This is a genomic window from Streptomyces deserti (assembly GCF_054782695.1).
Window position 1 is genome coordinate 234873 of sequence record NZ_BAAGRZ010000007.1, and the last position, 18691, is coordinate 253563.

Below are 18691 nucleotides of genomic sequence, written 5' to 3' on the forward strand. Positions count from 1 at the left end.
TGATGCCCCGTTCAATTACTTTCGCGACCCTAACCCGCCCTTACTTCTCACACACATCGCCGTGACTCATTTGTTATCGAGGTCACTCGGGTGATACGCGCAGGAAACGCTGGAAACGCCGAAGGGCGGCCTCCCCGTACGAAAACGGGGTGACCGCCCTTCAGTTGAGACTGCTCGCTTACTGGTTGTACGGCCCGTAGTCGTAGTCCTCCAGCGGCACGGCCTGCCCAGAACCCGTGCCGAACGGCGAGTAGTCGATGTCGTCGTAGCCGACGGCCGAGTACATCGCGGCCTTGGCCTCCTCGGTCGGCTCGACCCGGATGTTGCGGTAGCGGGACAGGCCCGTACCGGCCGGGATGAGCTTACCGATGATGACGTTCTCCTTGAGGCCGATCAGGGAGTCGGACTTGGCGTTGATCGCCGCGTCCGTGAGGACCCTGGTCGTCTCCTGGAAGGACGCCGCCGACAGCCAGGACTCGGTCGCCAGCGAGGCCTTGGTGATACCCATGAGCTGCGGACGACCGGAGGCCGGGTGACCGCCCTCCTGGACCACACGACGGTTCTCCTGCTCGAAGCGGGAGCGCTCGACCAGCTCGCCGGGCAGCAGCTCGGCGTCGCCGGACTCGATGATCGTCACGCGGCGCAGCATCTGCCGGATGATGATCTCGATGTGCTTGTCGTGGATCGACACACCCTGCGAGTTGTAGACCTTCTGGACCTCGCCGACCAGGTGGACCTGGACGGCGCGCTGGCCCAGGATGCGCAGCACGTCGTGCGGGTTGGTGGCACCCACGGTGAGCTTCTGGCCCACCTCGACGTGCTCGCCCTCGCTGACCAGGAGACGGGCGCGCTTCGAGATCGGGTAGGCCGTCTCGTCGCTGCCGTCGTCCGGGGTGATGACGATCTTCTTGGTCTTCTCGGTCTCCTCGATCCGCACGCGGCCGGAGGCCTCGGAGATCGGGGCGACACCCTTCGGGGTACGGGCCTCGAAGAGCTCGACGACACGCGGCAGACCCTGCGTGATGTCGTCACCGGCCACACCACCGGTGTGGAAGGTACGCATCGTCAGCTGGGTACCGGGCTCACCGATGGACTGGGCGGCGATGATGCCGACCGCCTCACCGATGTCGACCAGCTTGCCGGTGGCGAGCGAACGGCCGTAGCACATGGCGCAGGTGCCGACCGCGGACTCGCAGGTCAGGACCGAGCGGGTCTTGACCTCCCCGACGCCCTGGCGGATGAGCTCGTCGATGAGCACGTCGCCCAGGTCGGTGCCGGCCGGGGCCAGCACCTTGCCGTCGACCACGATGTCCTCGGCGAGGCAGCGCGCGTACACGGACGTCTCGACGTTCTCCGCCTTGGTCAGCACGCCGTTGGCGTCCACCTCCGCGATACGGAGCTTGAGGCCGCGGTCGGTGCCGCAGTCCTCCTCGCGAATGATGACGTCCTGCGAGACGTCGACCAGACGACGGGTGAGGTAACCCGAGTCGGCGGTACGCAGGGCGGTGTCCGCCAGACCCTTACGGGCACCGTGCGTGGAGATGAAGTACTCCAGCACGGACAGACCCTCGCGGAACGACGCCTTGATCGGCCGCGGGATGGTCTCGTTCTTGGCGTTGGACACCAGACCGCGCATACCGGCGATCTGACGCATCTGCATCATGTTTCCTCGGGCACCCGAGTTGACCATCATGAAGATCGGGTTGGTCTTCGGGAAGTTGCCCGTCATGGCCTCGGCGACCTCGTTGGTCGCGTTGGTCCAGATGCCGATGAGCTCCTGGGTCCGCTCATCCTTCGTGATCAGACCGCGCTCGTACTGCTTCTGGACCTTCTCGTCCGCGGCCTCCCACTTGGCGACGATCTCCTTCTTCGCCTCGGGGACGACGACGTCGGAGATCGAGACCGTGACGCCGGAACGCGTGGCCCAGTAGAAGCCGGCCGCCTTCAGGTTGTCGAGCGTCGCCGCCACGATGACCTTCGGGTAGCGCTCGGCGAGGTCGTTGACGATCTCGGAGAGCTGCTTCTTGCCGACCTCGTAGTCGACGAACGGGTAGTCCTCGGGCAGCAGCTCGTTGAAGAGCGCACGGCCGAGCGTGGTCTTCAGACGGAAGCTGTCACCCTGCTGCCACTCCGGCTCGCCCTCCTCGCGCGCCGGCGGCGTCCAGCCACGCGGCGGGATGGTGCCCACCGGGAAGCGGATGTCGATCGGCGACTGGAGCGAGAGCTCGCCCGCGTCGAACGCCATGATCGCCTCGGCGACGGAGGCGAAGGCACGGCCCTCGCCCTTGATGTCGCGGCCCTCGGCGTCCGTGGTGAGGAAGAACAGACCGAGGACCATGTCCTGGGTCGGCATCGTCACGGGACGGCCGTCGGCGGGCTTGAGGATGTTGTTCGAGGACAGCATCAGGATGCGGGCCTCGGCCTGCGCCTCCGCGGACAGCGGCAGGTGCACGGCCATCTGGTCACCGTCGAAGTCCGCGTTGAACGCGGTGCAGACGAGCGGGTGGATCTGGATGGCCTTGCCCTCGACCAGCTGCGGCTCGAAGGCCTGGATGCCGAGGCGGTGCAGCGTGGGCGCACGGTTCAGCAGAACCGGGTGCTCCGCGATGACCTCTTCCAGCACGTCGTACACGACCGTACGGCCGCGCTCGACCATCCGCTTGGCGCTCTTGATGTTCTGCGCGTGGTTCAGGTCGACCAGGCGCTTCATCACGAACGGCTTGAAGAGCTCCAGCGCCATCGCCTTCGGCAGACCGCACTGGTGCAGCTTCAGCTGCGGACCGACGACGATCACGGAACGCGCCGAGTAGTCGACACGCTTACCGAGCAGGTTCTGACGGAAGCGGCCCTGCTTGCCCTTCAGCATGTCGGACAGCGACTTCAGCGGACGGTTGCCGGGGCCCGTCACCGGGCGGCCACGACGGCCGTTGTCGAAGAGCGCGTCGACGGCCTCCTGAAGCATGCGCTTCTCGTTGTTCACGATGATCTCGGGCGCACCGAGGTCGAGGAGGCGCTTCAGGCGGTTGTTCCGGTTGATCACACGGCGGTACAGGTCGTTCAGGTCGGAGGTCGCGAAGCGGCCACCGTCCAGCTGCACCATCGGACGCAGGTCCGGCGGGATGACCGGCACGCAGTCCAGCACCATGCCCTTGGGGCTGTTGGACGTCTGCAGGAACGCGGAGACGACCTTCAGGCGCTTGAGCGCACGGGTCTTCTTCTGGCCCTTGCCGGTACGGATGATCTCGCGGAGGCGCTCGGCCTCCTCCTCCAGGTCGAAGGACTCCAGGCGCTTCTGCAGCGCCGCGGCACCCATCGAACCGTCGAAGTACGTGCCGAAGCGGTCCCGCAGCTCGCGGTAGAGCAGCTCGTCGCCCTCCAGGTCCTGGACCTTGAGGTTCTTGAAGCGGTTCCACACCTCGTCGAGACGGTCGATCTCGCGCTGGGCGCGGTCGCGCAGCTGCTTCATCTCGCGCTCGGCACCCTCGCGCACCTTGCGGCGCACGTCGGCCTTGGCGCCCTCGGCCTCCAGCTCGGCCAGGTCGGCCTCGAGCTTCTTGGCGCGGGCCTCCAGGTCGGCGTCGCGGCGCTGCTCGATCTGCTGGCGCTCGACGGAGACGTGGGCCTCCAGCGAGGGCAGGTCGCGCGTACGGCGCTCCTCGTCCACGTACGTGATCATGTACGCGGCGAAGTAGATGACCTTCTCCAGGTCCTTCGGGGCGAGGTCGAGCAGGTAGCCCAGCCGCGACGGAACGCCCTTGAAGTACCAGATGTGCGTGACGGGCGCGGCGAGCTCGATGTGGCCCATCCGCTCACGGCGCACCTTGGCGCGCGTGACCTCGACGCCACAGCGCTCGCAGATGATGCCCTTGAAGCGGACGCGCTTGTACTTGCCGCAGTAGCACTCCCAGTCCCGGGTCGGGCCGAAGATCTTCTCGCAGAAGAGGCCGTCCTTCTCGGGCTTGAGGGTGCGGTAGTTGATGGTCTCGGGCTTCTTGACCTCGCCGTGGCTCCACTGACGGATGTCGTCAGCGGTGGCCAGACCGATCCGGAGCTCGTCGAAGAAGTTGACGTCGAGCACTATGCGTCAATCCCTCTCAGGGTTGTAAGTCATGGGGTCTGATACGGGGGTCCTGGGGCCGGAGGCCTTCATGACGAAGGCCTCCGAACTCCCGTCAGACCTCTTCGACGCTGCTCGGCTCACGCCGGGACAGGTCGATGCCAAGCTCCTCCGCAGCGCGGAAGACGTCCTCGTCGGTGTCGCGCATCTCGATGGACATGCCGTCCGAGGACAGCACCTCCACGTTGAGGCACAGGGACTGCATCTCCTTGATGAGCACCTTGAAGGACTCGGGGATGCCGGGCTCGGGGATGTTCTCGCCCTTGACGATGGCCTCGTAGACCTTCACGCGGCCGGTGACGTCGTCGGACTTGATGGTCAGCAGCTCCTGGAGGGCGTACGCGGCGCCGTAGGCCTCGAGGGCCCACACCTCCATCTCACCGAAGCGCTGGCCACCGAACTGGGCCTTACCACCCAGCGGCTGCTGGGTGATCATCGAGTACGGACCGGTCGAGCGGGCGTGCAGCTTGTCGTCGACCAGGTGGTGCAGCTTGAGGATGTACATGTAGCCGACCGAGATCGGCTCCGGGAACGGCTCGCCGGAGCGGCCGTCGTACAGCCTCGCCTTACCGGTCGGGAGCACCATGCGGTCGCCGTCGCGGTTCGGGATGGTGTGCTCCAGCAGACCGGCGAGCTCGTCCTCACGGGCGCCGTCGAAGACGGGGGTCGCCACGTTCGTACGGGGCTCGACGCGGTCGGCGCCGATCTGCTGCAGGCGCTGCGCCCACTCGTCCGCCAGGCCGGAGACGTCCCAGCCCTGGCTGGCGAGCCAGCCGAGGTGGATCTCCAGGACCTGTCCCGGGTTCATTCGGGACGGCACACCCAGCGGGTTGAGGATGATGTCGACCGGGGTGCCGTCCTCCAGGAACGGCATGTCCTCGATCGGCAGGATCTTGGAGATGACACCCTTGTTGCCGTGACGGCCGGCGAGCTTGTCACCATCGGTGATCTTGCGCTTCTGGGCCACGTAGACGCGGACCAGCTGGTTCACGCCAGGCGGCAGCTCGTCGCCCTCCTCGCGGTCGAAGACGCGCACGCCGATGACCTTGCCGGTCTCGCCGTGCGGCACCTTCAGCGAGGTGTCACGGACCTCACGGGCCTTCTCACCGAAGATCGCGCGCAGCAGGCGCTCCTCCGGCGTCAGCTCGGTCTCACCCTTCGGGGTGACCTTGCCGACGAGGATGTCACCGGCGATGACCTCGGCACCGATGCGGATGATGCCGCGCTCGTCGAGGTCGGCGAGGACCTCCTCGGAGACGTTCGGGATGTCCCGGGTGATCTCCTCGGGGCCGAGCTTGGTGTCACGGGCGTCGACCTCGTGCTCCTCGATGTGGATCGAGGAGAGGACGTCGTCCTGCACCAGGCGCTGGCTGAGGATGATCGCGTCCTCGTAGTTGTGGCCTTCCCACGGCATGAACGCCACGAGCAGGTTCTTGCCCAGCGCCATCTCGCCGTTCTGGGTGGCCGGGCCGTCGGCGAGGACCTGGCCCTCGATGACGCGGTCGCCCTCGCTGACGATGACCTTCTGGTTGACCGAGGTGCCCTGGTTGGAGCGCGAGAACTTGGCCAGGCGGTACGTGATGTACGTGCCGTCGTCGTTGGCGGTGGTGATGTAGTCCGCGGAGACCTCCTGGACCACACCGGCCTTCTCGGCCTTGACGACGTCGCCGGCGTCGACGGCGGAGCGGTACTCCATGCCGGTGCCGACGAGCGGGGCCTCCGCCTGGATCAGCGGAACGGCCTGGCGCATCATGTTCGCGCCCATGAGGGCACGGTTGGCGTCGTCGTGCTCGAGGAACGGGATCATGGCGGTCGCGACCGACACCATCTGGCGCGGCGAGACGTCCATGTAGTCCACGTCCTCGCCGCCGACGTAGTCGACCTCGCCGCCCTTGCGGCGGACCAGCACGCGGGCCTCGGCGAACCGCATGTCGTCGGTGAGCGGCGCGTTGGCCTGCGCGATGACGAAGCGGTCCTCCTCGTCGGCGGTCAGGTAGTCGACCTCGTCGGTGACCTGGCCGTCGACGACCTTGCGGTACGGCGTCTCGATGAAGCCGAACGCGTTGACCCGCCCGTAGGAGGCGAGCGAGCCGATCAGACCGATGTTCGGGCCTTCCGGCGTCTCGATCGGGCACATGCGGCCGTAGTGCGACGGGTGAACGTCACGGACCTCGAAACCGGCCCGCTCACGGGAGAGACCACCCGGGCCGAGGGCGTTGAGACGACGCTTGTGCGTCAGCCCCGACAGCGGGTTGTTCTGGTCCATGAACTGGGACAGCTGGCTGGTGCCGAAGAACTCCTTGATGGAGGCGACGACCGGCCGGATGTTGATCAGGGTCTGCGGCGTGATCGCCTCGACGTCCTGGGTGGTCATGCGCTCACGCACGACACGCTCCATACGGGCGAGACCCGTACGGACCTGGTTCTGGATCAGCTCGCCGACGCTGCGGATACGACGGTTGCCGAAGTGGTCGATGTCGTCGGTCTCGACGATGATCGAGCGACCGGACTCGCCGACCGTCTCCGTCTCACCGGCGTGCAGCTTCACCAGGTACTTGATGGTGGCGATGATGTCGTCGGTGGTGAGCACGCCGGCGTCGAGCGGCGTGTCCGTACCGAGCTTCTTGTTGACCTTGTAGCGGCCGACCTTCGCGAGGTCGTAGCGCTTGGGGTTGAAGTAGAGGTTCTCCAGCAGCGTCTGCGCGGCCTCGCGCGTGGGGGGCTCGCCCGGGCGCAGCTTGCGGTAGATGTCGAGCAGCGCGTCGTCCTGGCCCTGGGTGTGGTCCTTCTCCAGGGTGGCGCGCATGGACTCGTACTCGCCGAACTCCTCCAGGATCTGGTCGGTGGTCCAGCCCAGAGCCTTGAGCAGCACGGTCACGGACTGCTTGCGCTTGCGGTCGATACGGACACCGACCATGTCGCGCTTGTCGATCTCCATCTCCAGCCAGGCACCCCGGGACGGGATGATCTTGGCGGAGAAGATGTCCTTGTCGGAGGTCTTGTCGATGGAGGAGTCGAAGTAGACACCCGGCGAACGGACCAGCTGCGACACCACGACACGCTCGGTGCCGTTGATGACGAAGGTGCCCTTGTTCGTCATGAGCGGGAAGTCGCCCATGAAGACGGTCTGGGACTTGATCTCGCCGGTCTCGTTGTTGGTGAACTCGGCGGTGACGAAGAGCGGGGCCGCGTACGTGAAGTCGCGCTCCTTGCACTCGTCGATCGAGTTCTTCGGCGGCTCGAAGCGGTGGTCGCGGAAGGTCAGCGACATCGACCCGCTGAAGTCCTCGATCGGGGAGATCTCCTCGAAGATCTCCTCCAGACCGGACTTGGTGGGGACGTCCTGACCGTTCTCGAGAGCCTCCTCGACGCGAGCCTTCCACGCGTCATTGCCGAGCAGCCAGTCGAAGCTCTCGGTTTGCAGCGCGAGAAGGTTCGGAACCTCGAGGGGCTCCTTGATCTTTGCAAAGGAGATGCGCAGCGGGGCGGTGCTGGCGCCGTTGTTCGTATTCGCGGTCGAGGCAGTGCGCGAGGCGGCCAAGAGGGGGTCCTTCCGAGGGCTCGGACTCACTACGCGCGTACCGGCCCCTCCCCCGCACACAGAGACAGGAATCCCAGGTCAGGGATGATCTTGTCGTCGGTGCTCAGGTGAGGGCAGACCCCTGGTGACGGGCAGGGGACAGCTAACAGGCAGCGCAAAGGGTCAGTGTAGCCACATGGCACACTGATGTCCAGTGCGGGTTCGCGAGACCCTCTTTGACCCTCGTTGTTCTCAACACCTGCGACAAGGCCCTGCCCTCAACGCACGTTGATACTGCCCTCTTCGTCGCCGATCCATGCCTCGGATTCGGATCCTGTGACGACGCGTCCTGAGAATTGCGCGCTGCGTGCGGTTCGTCAAGGCCCCTCTTGCCCAAACCGCTTGCCACCATGGGGACCTCAGGGCCTGCGGCGACACGACGAAGATCACCATACTCCGCGCCGCCACAGGTGCAAGGCAGCCGCCGCCGGACCTCCCGAAGACGCCGAAGAGCGACCACCCGGATGGATGATCGCTCTTCGGTGCTTGAGCGTTACAGGGCTGTACGAGACGCCGTACGCGACCCTGCGGAGGCCCTAGACGACCTGGAAGGTCTTACTTGACCTCGACGGAGGCGCCGGCGCCCTTGAGGGCCTCGGCGGCCTTGTCGGCCTGCTCCTTGTTGACCTTCTCGAGGACCGGCTTCGGGGTGCCGTCGACCAGGTCCTTGGCCTCCTTCAGGCCGAGGGAGGTCAGCTCGCGCACGACCTTGATGACCTGGATCTTCTTGTCACCGGCGCCGGTGAGGATGACGTCGAACTCGTCCTTCTCCGGCTCGGCCTCGGCGGCAGCGCCACCGGCGGCACCACCGGCGACGACGACCGGGGCGGCCGCGGCGGCGGTGACGTCGAACTTCTCCTCGAAGGCCTTCACGAACTCGGAGAGCTCGATGAGGGTCATCTCCTCGAACTGGGCAAGCAGCTCGTCCTGGGTGAGCTTCGCCATGATGGCGGTCCTTCCACTAAATCGGCAGGTGCCGGATGTACTGGGTAAGGCGGGCGTACGTCGGGCCCGCGTCGACCCTCACCTCACGCGGCGAGGATCGGAAAGCGAGCCGAATTACTCGGCACCGCCCTGCTCGTCCTGCTTGGCACGGAGCGCGTCCACGGTGCGGACGAGCTTCGACGGCAGCGCCTGGAAGACGGAGGCAGCCTGGGACTGCTTCGCCTTGAAGGCACCGGCCAGCTTGGAGAGCAGAACCTCGCGGGACTCGAGGTCCGCAAGCTTCTTGATCTCGTCGGCGGACAGCGCCTTGCCGTCAAGGACACCGCCCTTGATGACGAGATTCGGGTTGTCCTTGGCGAAGTCACGAAGACCCTTCGCCGACTCCACCGGGTCACCGGTGATGAAGGCAACCGCCGTCGGACCAGTGAACTGGTCGTCCAGCGTCGAGATCCCGGCCTCGTTGGCCGCAATCTTGGTCAGCGTGTTCTTCACCACGGCGTACTGGGCGTTCTCACCGAGCGAACGGCGCAGCTGCTTGAGCTGGGCCACGGTGAGACCGCGGTACTCGGTCAGCACGGCGGCGTTGGAGCTGCGGAACTTGTCCGTCAGCTCGGCAACCGCGGCAGCCTTGTCGGGCCTCGCCATAGAGCCTCGGCCTCCTTCCGGGTGATTCGGACCGCGCGGACCCGAAGGAGGACTGGGGAAAACGAAACGCCCCGGCGCAGGCGCACGGGGCGTAGCTCAACCGGCACACGCACGCGGATATGCGTGTTCCGGGAACTCTTCCACTGTCACCTACGCGGGTCGTCCGCAGTTCAGCGGATCCTTCGGCCACCGCGCCCTCGTACGAGCGCACGGCAACGACCAGCGGTCTTTGGCTTCTGTGTGAGGGTACGTGAACGAATCGCTGTCAAGCAAATCCGCTCCTCCGAGGCTCAGGCCCCGGCGTCCTTCATCATCTCGGCCAGGTCGACGACGTCATTGGCGGGCGGGGCCGTGATGGTCACCGGCTCGTTGACGTCGTGGAAGGTGATGGTCATGTCGAGCGGGCCCTTGTCGGTATCGCCCCGCATGCGGAACTGCTTGGTGTGGTCCTCGCCGTCGACCCACATGTCCATGGTGAGTTTGTCGACGCCCATCTTCTCGTACTGGTCGATGCTCTTCTCGCGCCGCTCGCGGGTGGCCTTGTCCTCGTCCTTGAGGGAGGCGCGGAATTCGTCGAGGGTGACCGTGCCCGAGTAGCGGGTGGTCTCGACGCCGTCGACCTTCTCGGTGCCGACCTTCTTCACGTCCTTGGCGCCGGTGAGGAAGGTGGACTCCGCCGCCGGGTTCTGCTGGGCCTGGCCGGCGGCCCCGAGCTCGTTCAGCCCCTTGTCGGCGCCGAGCGCGGCCATGTCGAACTTCATCCAGCTCTTGCCGTCCATCTCCTTGGCCATCTCGGCACCCCCGCCGATGTACATGGCCTTGTCGACGAGCCGGATCTCCACGGAGCCGGCCTCGCCCTGCTCCAGCGCCGTCATCTTCATGCTCATGGCGATGGTGGGCTTGACCGACATCTGGGCCTCGCCCTTGATCCGCCCCTCCTCCGGGACCTGGCCGGTCATGCGGTAGCGGAAGGACTTGATGTCCTCCGTGTTCTTCGCCGCCTTGGCGACGGCCGCCGCGGGCGACATCTCCGGCGACTCGGTACCGCAGCCGACGGCACCGCCGGCGAGGAGCGCGGCGGCGAGGCCGGCGGCGGGTATGGACGACTTCGTGGACGCCTTCATCGATTCCCCCCAAGGAATACATGGCTGATACACAGCAAGGGCGTGAGCGTATCTCACGGTGCGGGAGTGAACCTCCGAATTAGGCGGGCTTCAGGACGCTCCGCCCTGCTTCTGCAGCAGTTCCCGGAAGTCCTGGGTGTCGCCGGCCGGGGGCTTCTCGGCGGGCACCTTCACGCCGTAGTCGTCGTAGTACGCGGTCTGGGTCATCTGGCCCGTCGCCATCCGGGCCTTCTCCACCTTCTTGACCAGGAGGTCCTCGTCGTTGACCCAGATGTCGACGGTCTCGGTGGTGACGCCGGCCTCGGTGAGCTGCTTCTTCAGGGCGGCGTCGGTGACGTCCGCCACGTGCACCGTGCCGGTGTAGCGCGTGGTGCGCTCGCCGCGGACCGTCTCCTCGCCGGCCTTCCGTACGTCCCCGGAGGCCAGCAGCAACTTCACGGACTGGTTGGGCGTGGTGTTGCGCATCTGGTCCCTGAGGAGGGCGCCGGAGCCACCGGCGAGGGCCTCCAGGTCGTCGTACGCGTACCGGATCCAGTGCTTGCCGCCGGTCTGCTCGGCGAACTTGTCGCCCATGCGCGCGTAGTAGGCGTCGGGCAGGTAGCGGGCCTCCATGGACGTGGTGCCGAGCCGGCGCATGGTGTCGGCCACGGTGCCGCCGGTGTATCTGATGGTGAGGGTGCCGGTGATGCCGTCGTCCCAGGCGAGGGTGCCGTCGGCCGTCATCGACATCAGCGTGCCCATGGTCGTCGTGGACTCGACGCGGGCGGAGTCGGCCCGGTCGGTGGAGCGTGCGGCGGAGCGCAGGGCCGCCAGGGAGCCGGCGTGCGGCGAAGCCTCGTGGGTCGGGTGGCGGCCCTCGCCGGAGGAGCCGGAGGATGTGCAGGCGGCCGTTCCCGTCAGTGCGGCCGCCACCGCCATCGCGAGGCCTGCCCGGCGTACCGCCCAGCCCTTCATACGTCCCCCTGCCTGTCGCGTGCCTGCACGCTAACCCGGCGCGCTGACCCATGTCCTGCAAAGGGAACGGGCCCGGCACCTCGAAAGGTGCCGGGCCCGTGACCGGTTCTCGGGTGAGCCGTCAGGCTCAGACCGCGGCCGGGTCCTCCTCGACGAGGAGGTTGCGGGTGCGGTTCGGGTCGACCGGGATGCCGGGGCCCATCGTGGTGGTGATGGCGGCCTTCTTGATGTAGCGACCCTTGGCGGCGGACGGCTTCAGACGCAGGATCTCGTCGATGGCCGCGCCGTAGTTCTCCACCAGCTTGGTGTCGTCGAACGACGTCTTGCCGATGATGAAGTGCAGGTTCGCGTGCTTGTCGACACGGAACTCGATCTTGCCGCCCTTGATCTCGGTGACGGCCTTGGCGACGTCCGGGGTCACGGTGCCGGTCTTGGGGTTCGGCATCAGACCACGGGGACCGAGCACGCGGCCGAGGCGACCGACCTTGCCCATGAGGTCTGGGGTGGCGACGACGGCGTCGAAGTCCAGGCGGCCCTTCGACACCTCGTCGATCAGCTCGTCGGCGCCGACGATGTCGGCGCCCGCGGCACGCGCGGCCTCGGCACGGTCGCCGGTCGCGAAGACCAGGACCCGGGCGGTCTTACCGGTGCCGTGCGGAAGGTTCACGGTGCCACGGACCATCTGGTCGGCCTTGCGCGGGTCGACGCCCAGACGCAGGGCGACCTCGACGGTGCCGTCGAACTTGGTCGTGGAGGTCTCCTTGGCGAGACGGACGGCCTCGAGGGGAGCGTAGAGCTTCTCCCGGTCGATCTTGGCGTCCGCAGCGCGAAGGGACTTGCTGCGCTTGCTCACTACTGCTCCTGTGTGTTCTTAGGAGTCGTGGTCCGGGCCGAGCAGGCCCTTCCACACTTCTGCTGCTTACGGGGGTTGAGGTCAGCCCTCGACCGTGACGCCCATGGAACGGGCGGTGCCGGCGATGATCTTCTCGGCGGCGTCCAGGTCGTTGGCGTTGAGGTCGGGCATCTTCGTCTGGGCGATCTCGCGGACCTGGTCGCGGGTGATCTTGGCGACCTTGGTCTTGTGCGGCTCGCCGGAGCCCTTCTCAATGCCCGCGGCCTTGAGGATCATCTTGGCGGCCGGCGGGGTCTTGGTGATGAAGGTGAAGGAACGGTCCTCGTAGACCGTGATCTCCACCGGGATGACCCAACCGCGCTGCGACTCGGTCGCGGCGTTGTAGGCCTTGCAGAACTCCATGATGTTGACGCCGTGCTGACCCAGCGCGGGGCCGACCGGCGGGGCCGGGTTGGCGGCGCCGGCCTGGATCTGGAGCTTGATGAGCCCCGTGACCTTCTTCTTCTTGGGAGGCATGCTCTCTCCGGGTCCTTACGTGAGAGGTTGATCGCCGCCTGCGCCCATCGGAGGACCGTTCGGACGGTCCCGTCCGGTGGTTCGGATGATTCATCCCGCAGGAGGCATACCGTGCAACGATAGCCGTTGCCCGGGCGAAGAACGAAATCGAGCAGGTCAAGCTGTCCGCGCGGACTCGGCAGGGCGATCAGGAAGGCCGCATCCGAGGTGTCGGCCTCGCTCGCGAGCGCGACCCGCCGCGCTGCCCGGCGGCCTCGTACGCCACCTGGCAGGTGCCGAAGAACCACCGGTGTCACGCCGACGCCCCGGACCGGAGGGCGTCTCCGGGTCCGGGGCGTCCTGGCCGTGTATCGCGGCCAGAGGGCTCAGTTCTTCTGGATCTGGTCGAAGGAGAGCTCGACCGGCGTCTCGCGGCCGAAGATCTCCACCAGGCCCTTGACCTTCTTCGAGTCGGGGTTGATCTCGTTGATGGTGGCCTGGAGCGTGGCGAACGGGCCGTCGGTGACGGTGACCGAGTCGCCGACCTCGAAGTCCAGCACCTGGACCTCGACCTTGCGCTGCGGAGCCGGCTTGCCCTCGGCCTCGGCGGCCTCGCGGGCGGCCTTCTCCTCGGCCTCCGGGGCGAGCATCTTGACGATCTCGTCCAGGGTCAGCGGGTACGGGTCGTAGGCGTTGCCCACGAAGCCGGTGACGCCGGGGGTGTTGCGGACGACGCCCCAGGACTCGTTGGTCAGGTCCATGCGGACGAGGACGTAGCCGGGGAGCTTGTTCTGCTTGACCGTCTTGCGCTCGCCGTTCTTGATCTGGACGATCTCTTCCTCGGGCACCTCGGCCTGGTAGATGAAGTCCTCGACGTTCAGCGAGACGGCGCGCTGCTCCAGGTTGGCCTTCACGCGCTTCTCGTAGCCCGCGTAGGTGTGGATGACGTACCACTCGCCGGGCAGGCCGCGCAGCTCCTGGCGGAGCTTCTCGACCGGGTCGAGCTCGGGCTCGGTCTCGGTCTCCGCTTCCTCGGCCTCGGTCTCGGCGGCGGCGTCACCCTCGGCCTCGGCCTCGGTCTCGGCGGCGTCGGCAGCCTCGACCTCGGCGGAGGTCTCGGTGTCCTCGCTGTCCGCGCCCTCGACGGTGTCGAGCTCGTCCTCGACGGACTCGACCGGCTCGATGGCGTCGTTCACGTTCGGGTCAGACACGGTGGCTGCTTCTTCCTGGATACATAGGGGTGGAACATGCGAAAAGGAGCGCCGGGTACCTCGGCGCTCTTCGCTTGCGGATCAGCCGAAGACGTACTTGGCGGCGTGGCTGAGTCCATAGTCAATCACGGTCACCAGGCCGATCATGATGACGACGAAGATGATCACGACGGTCGTGTACGTCGTCAGCTGGCTGCGCGTCGGCCAGACGACCTTGCGGAGCTCCGCGATGATCTGACGGTAGAAGAGCGCGAGGCGCTTCAGCGGGCCCTTCTTGGCACGCTTACCACCCTTACGGGTCTTCTTCCTGGACTCCGGCGCCTCGTCCTGGGCATCAGGCATGTCGATGGAGCCCACGGCGTCCGTCACTCGTCCTCACCTGATTCCGGGTCGTGGCCGTGCCGCGCCCGGTCTGAGCCGCACGGCGGTGCAATGCTGTACGTACATGCGCACACATCCTGGCGAAGGTGTGTGTAGCAGGGCCGGAGGGACTTGAACCCCCAACCGCTGGTTTTGGAGACCAGTGCTCTACCAATTGAGCTACGACCCTTTGTGTGTCCCCCAACGTACCGCATCCGCCCGGGTGCTGGATGTGCACCGTGAGGGCGCGGCTGTTGAAGGCCAACGAGGTGAGAGTGTACGTGGTCTGCGGCCGGTCGTCGAACAGAAAGGGCGTGTGAGGGGCGTCGGGCACGGCGGATCGGCCGAAGATCGCCCTGGCCGCGGGGTGGATCCGGACTGGTGTTCGCGGGTTTGCCCGGTGCTGTTCAGTCCGTGAACCCGCGTGCCACGCACGTTTCCGGTCTGAAACGATGGGCCGCATGAGCGCTGCAATCCCTCCCACCGAGCGCCGGGTCTCCGCCCGAGTCGGCGCGATCTCCGAGTCCGCCACCCTCGCCGTGGACGCCAAGGCCAAGGCCCTCAAGGCCGCCGGGCGTCCGGTGATCGGCTTCGGCGCCGGCGAGCCCGACTTCCCGACCCCGGACTACATCGTCGAGGCGGCCGTCGAGGCCTGCAAGAACCCCAAGTACCACCGCTACACGCCGGCCGGCGGTCTGCCCGAGCTGAAGACCGCGATCGCCGCGAAGACGCTGCGTGACTCCGGCTACGAGGTGGACCCCTCCCAGGTCCTCGTCACCAACGGCGGCAAGCAGGCCATCTACGAGGCCTTCGCCGCGATCCTGGACCCGGGTGACGAGGTCATCGTCCCGGCGCCGTACTGGACGACGTACCCCGAGTCGATCCGGCTCGCGGGCGGTGTGCCGGTCGAGGTGGTCGCCGACGAGACCACCGGCTACCGCGTGACCGTGGAGCAGTTGGAGGCGGCCCGCACCGAGAAGACCAAGGTCGTCCTCTTCGTGTCTCCGTCCAACCCGACGGGCGCGGTCTACAGCGAGCAGGAGACCGAGGCGATCGGCCGCTGGGCCGTCGAGCACGGGCTGTGGGTGCTGACCGACGAGATCTACGAGCACCTGGTCTACGGCGACGCGGTGTCCGTGTCGCTGCCGGCGCTGCTGCCCGAGCTGCGCGACAAGTGCGTCGTCGTCAACGGTGTCGCCAAGACGTACGCGATGACCGGCTGGCGGGTCGGGTGGGTCATCGGCCCGAAGGACGTGGTCAAGGCCGCGACGAACCTGCAGTCGCACGCGACGTCGAACGTGTCCAACGTGGCCCAGGTGGCGGCGCTGGCCGCTGTCTCCGGTGACCTGGACGCGGTGGCGACGATGCGTGAGGCGTTCGACCGGCGCCGCAAGACGATCGTGCGGATGCTGAACGAGATCGACGGCGTGGTGTGCCCGGAGCCCGAGGGCGCGTTCTACGCGTACCCGTCGGTGAAGGCCCTGCTCGGCAAGGAGATCCGCGGCAAGCGGCCGCAGGACACCGTCGCGCTGGCCGCGCTCATCCTGGAGGAGGCCGAGGTCGCGGTGGTGCCGGGCGAGGCGTTCGGTACGCCGGGGTATCTGCGGATGTCGTACGCGCTGGGGGACGAGGATCTCGTCGAGGGCGTGAGCCGGATGCAGAAGCTGCTTTCGGAGGCCAGGGACTGATCCAGCCTCCTCTTGAGAGTGGGTTGGTGGCGGGCCGCTTCTCCTCGGGGGAAGCGGTCCGCTTTGTCGTTTGCGCGTGCGAGCAAGACCACGTTCGGGGAAAGAGCTACCGGGGCGGGCGGGGCGTACGGCAGGATCCTGGGATGGAGCGTGTACGTGATCTCTCTGAGCTGCCGAAAGCCCATCTGCACCTGCACTTCACCGGGTCCATGCGGCCGACCACCCTGCTGGAGCTGGCCGACAAGTACGGGGTGCACCTGCCGGACGCGCTGACCGACGCACTGACCAGCGGGCAGTCTCCGAAGCTGCGGGCGACGGACGAGCGGGGCTGGTTCCGCTTTCAGCGGCTGTACGACGCGGCGCGCTCGTGCCTGCGGGAGCCGGAGGACATCCAGCGGCTGGTGCGGGAGGCCGCGGAGGAGGATGTGAAGGACGGCTCCGGGTGGCTGGAGATCCAGGTGGACCCGACGTCGTACGCGCCTCGGCTGGGTGGGCTGATTCCGGCGCTGGAGATCATCCTGGACGCGGTGGAGAGCGCGATGCGGGAGACCGGGCTGGGGATGCGGGTGCTGGTCGCCGCGAACCGGATGAAGCATCCGCTGGATGCCCGGACCCTGGCGCGGCTGGCGGTGCGGTACGCGGACCGGGGCGTCGTCGGCTTCGGGCTGTCGAACGACGAACGGCGGGGTATGGCGCGGGACTTCGACCGGGCGTTCGCGATCGCGCGGGAGGGCGGGCTGCTGTCGGCGCCGCACGGGGGTGAGCTGGCCGGGCCGGCGTCGGTGCGGGACTGTCTGGACGACCTGGGGGCCCACCGGATCGGGCACGGCGTGCGGGCGGCGGACGAGCCCCGGCTGCTGAAGCGGCTCGCGGACCGGCAGGTGACGTGCGAGGTGTGCCCGGCGTCGAACGTGGCGCTGGGTGTGTACGACAAGCCGGAGGACGTGCCGCTGCGGACGCTGTTCGAGGCGGGCGTGCCGATGGCGCTGGGCGCCGACGATCCGCTGCTGTTCGGCTCGCGCGTGGCGGCCCAGTACGAGCTCGCGCGGCGGCATCACGGGTTCACGGACGCGGAGCTGGCGGAGTTGGCGCGGCAGTCGGTACGTGCGTCGGCGGCGCCGGAGGATGTGAAGGAGAAGCTGCTGGCGGGGATCGATGGGTGGCTGGCGGCGCCAGGGGTGGCGGGGGTGTGATGCGGGTTCGGGTGCGGATGCCTGCGGCGGCCTGTGCGGGGGGCTTGTGCAGCACCCGCTGTCCGGTGGGTGGGGCGGGCCGCGCCGGGGGTGTCCCCTTTCGTGCGTGGGCGAGTGCCAGTGCGTCCACCTTGCTGCGTGCAGCCGCTTGGCCGCGCGGCGGCGCCCCGCGCCGCTCACCCACCAATTCCAGCAAGCAGCGTGCGGGCCAGGCGTCGGGCGAAGTCGTCCACCGGGGGTCGGCCGCCGGGTGCCGCCTCGTAGGCGAAGGCCCGCTGCGCGCACGCGCCCAGGAGCAGTGAGGCCGCGGCGAAGGTGTCCGCGTCGGATCTGATGCGGCCTGCGGCCTGTTCGGCTCGCAGGTACGCGTCGAGGCCCTCGATCGGCAGGTGCGGGCCCTTGCCCATCTCGCGCATCGCGTCGTCGTGCCGCTGCCTGAGCTGCGTCTCGGCGTACAGCGAGGCCGCGATCGGGAAGCTCTGCTCGTAGAACAGGGCCGCCTGGCGGGCGATCTCGGTGAGGTTGTCGGTCAGCGTGCCCTGCCCCGGCTCGGCGGCCAGGCTGTGCAGCAGGGGTGCCAGCTGCGGCAGCCGTTCCGTCAGGACGCGGATGAACAGCTCTTCCTTGCTCGCGAAGTGCTTGTACAGCGCGGCCTCGGAGCAGCCGGCGGCCCGGGCGATCTCCTTGGTGGTGGTGCGGGCGAGTCCCACGGTGAGCATCAGGTGGTGGGCGGCGTCCAGGACGCGTTCCCGGGCCGGCTTGGGGGCCGGTGACCGCATGGCTTCTCCAACCGGGGTTGACGGGTGGGTGAGTACTTACTCACTCTAGGGGAATCAGGGGTGAGTAGTACTCACACACCCGGTTGGAGCAGGGGGAGTGCGTCATGAGGCTGACGGTGTTCGGTGCCACGGGAGGCATTGGTGGGGAGCTCGTACGGCAGGCGCTGGGCGCGGGGCACCAGGTCACGGCGGTTGTGAGGGATCCGGCGCGGCTGACGGTGACCGGCGCGGGGCTGGAGGTGTTCCGGGCCGACCTGGGCGACCCGGAGGCGGTACGGCCGGCGGTGGCCGGGCGGGACGCGGTGCTGTCCGGGCTGGGTGCCCGCAGCAGCAAGGACGCGGGGATCGCGACCCGGCTGACCCGTACGGTGCTGGGTGCGATGGAGGCGGAGGGTGTGCGGCGGCTGCTGGTGGTGAGCGCCGCGCCGGTGGGGCCCGAACCGGAGGGGGACGGGCTGTTCGACCGTACGGTGCGCGGGATCGTTTCGGCGGTTCTGAAGGACGTCTACGTCGATCTGCGGGCGATGGAGGCGGAGATCGCCCGCAGCGCCACCGACTGGACCGTCGTACGGCCGCCTCGGCTGCAGAACAAGCCGGTCAGCGGGGTGTATCGGACGGTTGTCGGAGGGTGCCCGGCCAAGGGGCGGTTCATCGGGCGGGCCGATGTGGCCCACGCGATGCTGGCGATGGTCGACGACGCGGCCACCGTGAAGCAGGGCGTGGGCGTTGCCTACTGAAGTGCCTGCT

Annotated in this window: 14 protein-coding genes and 1 tRNA gene; 3 read left to right on the forward strand and 12 right to left on the reverse strand. The window is 67.7% G+C overall.

From position 1 onward, the window contains the following. Nucleotides 1-178 precede the first annotated feature (178 nt). The 11 genes from ACYVMZ_RS15955 to ACYVMZ_RS16005 form a co-directional block, all read right to left on the reverse strand. The gene (locus ACYVMZ_RS15955; RefSeq protein ID WP_461079963.1) at nt 179-4078 is read right to left on the reverse strand and encodes a DNA-directed RNA polymerase subunit beta'; all 3900 of its coding nucleotides are present in this window, start codon (nt 4076-4078) and stop codon (nt 179-181) included. A gap of 94 nt (nt 4079-4172) precedes the next feature. After that, nucleotides 4173-7658: a DNA-directed RNA polymerase subunit beta gene (rpoB, locus tag ACYVMZ_RS15960; protein WP_461079965.1), complete on the reverse strand. Its 3486-nt coding sequence runs from the start codon at nt 7656-7658 to the stop codon at nt 4173-4175. A 594-nt stretch (nt 7659-8252) separates the two neighbouring features. Next, entirely contained in the window at nt 8253-8642 is a 390-nt protein-coding gene (gene rplL, locus ACYVMZ_RS15965; protein WP_461079967.1) for a 50S ribosomal protein L7/L12, read from the reverse strand. Between the two features lie 114 nt (nt 8643-8756). Beyond that, nucleotides 8757-9287, reverse strand: a complete 531-nt coding sequence (gene rplJ, locus ACYVMZ_RS15970; protein WP_461079969.1) for a 50S ribosomal protein L10 — start codon at nt 9285-9287, stop codon at nt 8757-8759. 290 nt (nt 9288-9577) lie between these two features. Next, nucleotides 9578-10411, reverse strand: coding sequence for a LolA-like protein (locus ACYVMZ_RS15975; protein ID WP_461079971.1), 834 nt, complete (start codon nt 10409-10411; stop codon nt 9578-9580). Between the two features lie 90 nt (nt 10412-10501). Beyond that, on the reverse strand, nt 10502-11365 hold the full coding sequence (locus tag ACYVMZ_RS15980; RefSeq protein WP_461079973.1) for a LolA-like protein: 864 nt from the start codon (nt 11363-11365) through the stop codon (nt 10502-10504). A 127-nt stretch (nt 11366-11492) separates the two neighbouring features. Next, a complete protein-coding gene (gene rplA / locus ACYVMZ_RS15985; protein ID WP_461079975.1) occupies nt 11493-12218 on the reverse strand; it encodes a 50S ribosomal protein L1 in 726 nt (241 codons plus the stop codon). A gap of 81 nt (nt 12219-12299) precedes the next feature. Then, on the reverse strand, nt 12300-12734 hold the full coding sequence (gene rplK / locus ACYVMZ_RS15990) for a 50S ribosomal protein L11 (protein ID WP_289933151.1): 435 nt from the start codon (nt 12732-12734) through the stop codon (nt 12300-12302). A gap of 365 nt (nt 12735-13099) precedes the next feature. Continuing rightward, nucleotides 13100-13924, reverse strand: coding sequence for a transcription termination/antitermination protein NusG (gene nusG / locus ACYVMZ_RS15995; RefSeq protein WP_461079978.1), 825 nt, complete (start codon nt 13922-13924; stop codon nt 13100-13102). Between the two features lie 81 nt (nt 13925-14005). Beyond that, nucleotides 14006-14293, reverse strand: coding sequence for a preprotein translocase subunit SecE (gene secE / locus ACYVMZ_RS16000; RefSeq protein ID WP_461079980.1), 288 nt, complete (start codon nt 14291-14293; stop codon nt 14006-14008). 108 nt (nt 14294-14401) lie between these two features. After that, nucleotides 14402-14474: transfer RNA gene (locus ACYVMZ_RS16005), tRNA-Trp, on the reverse strand. Between the two features lie 271 nt (nt 14475-14745). Between ACYVMZ_RS16005 and ACYVMZ_RS16010 the strand changes: the two genes are divergently transcribed. Both ACYVMZ_RS16010 and ACYVMZ_RS16015 read left to right on the forward strand, forming a co-directional pair. Beyond that, a complete protein-coding gene (locus tag ACYVMZ_RS16010; RefSeq protein ID WP_461079982.1) occupies nt 14746-15972 on the forward strand; it encodes a pyridoxal phosphate-dependent aminotransferase in 1227 nt (408 codons plus the stop codon). 143 nt (nt 15973-16115) lie between these two features. After that, complete coding sequence (locus ACYVMZ_RS16015; RefSeq protein ID WP_461079984.1) at nt 16116-17165, forward strand: adenosine deaminase; 1050 nt, start codon at nt 16116-16118, stop codon at nt 17163-17165. Between the two features lie 176 nt (nt 17166-17341). Here the strand turns inward: ACYVMZ_RS16015 and ACYVMZ_RS16020 are convergent, their stop codons facing one another. Then, nucleotides 17342-17944: a TetR/AcrR family transcriptional regulator gene (locus tag ACYVMZ_RS16020; protein WP_461079986.1), complete on the reverse strand. Its 603-nt coding sequence runs from the start codon at nt 17942-17944 to the stop codon at nt 17342-17344. Between the two features lie 104 nt (nt 17945-18048). Here ACYVMZ_RS16020 and ACYVMZ_RS16025 point away from each other — a divergent pair, with 104 nt between their 5' ends. Continuing rightward, entirely contained in the window at nt 18049-18681 is a 633-nt protein-coding gene (locus ACYVMZ_RS16025) for an NAD(P)-dependent oxidoreductase (RefSeq protein ID WP_461079988.1), read from the forward strand. The last annotated feature ends 10 nt before the right edge of the window (nt 18682-18691 follow it).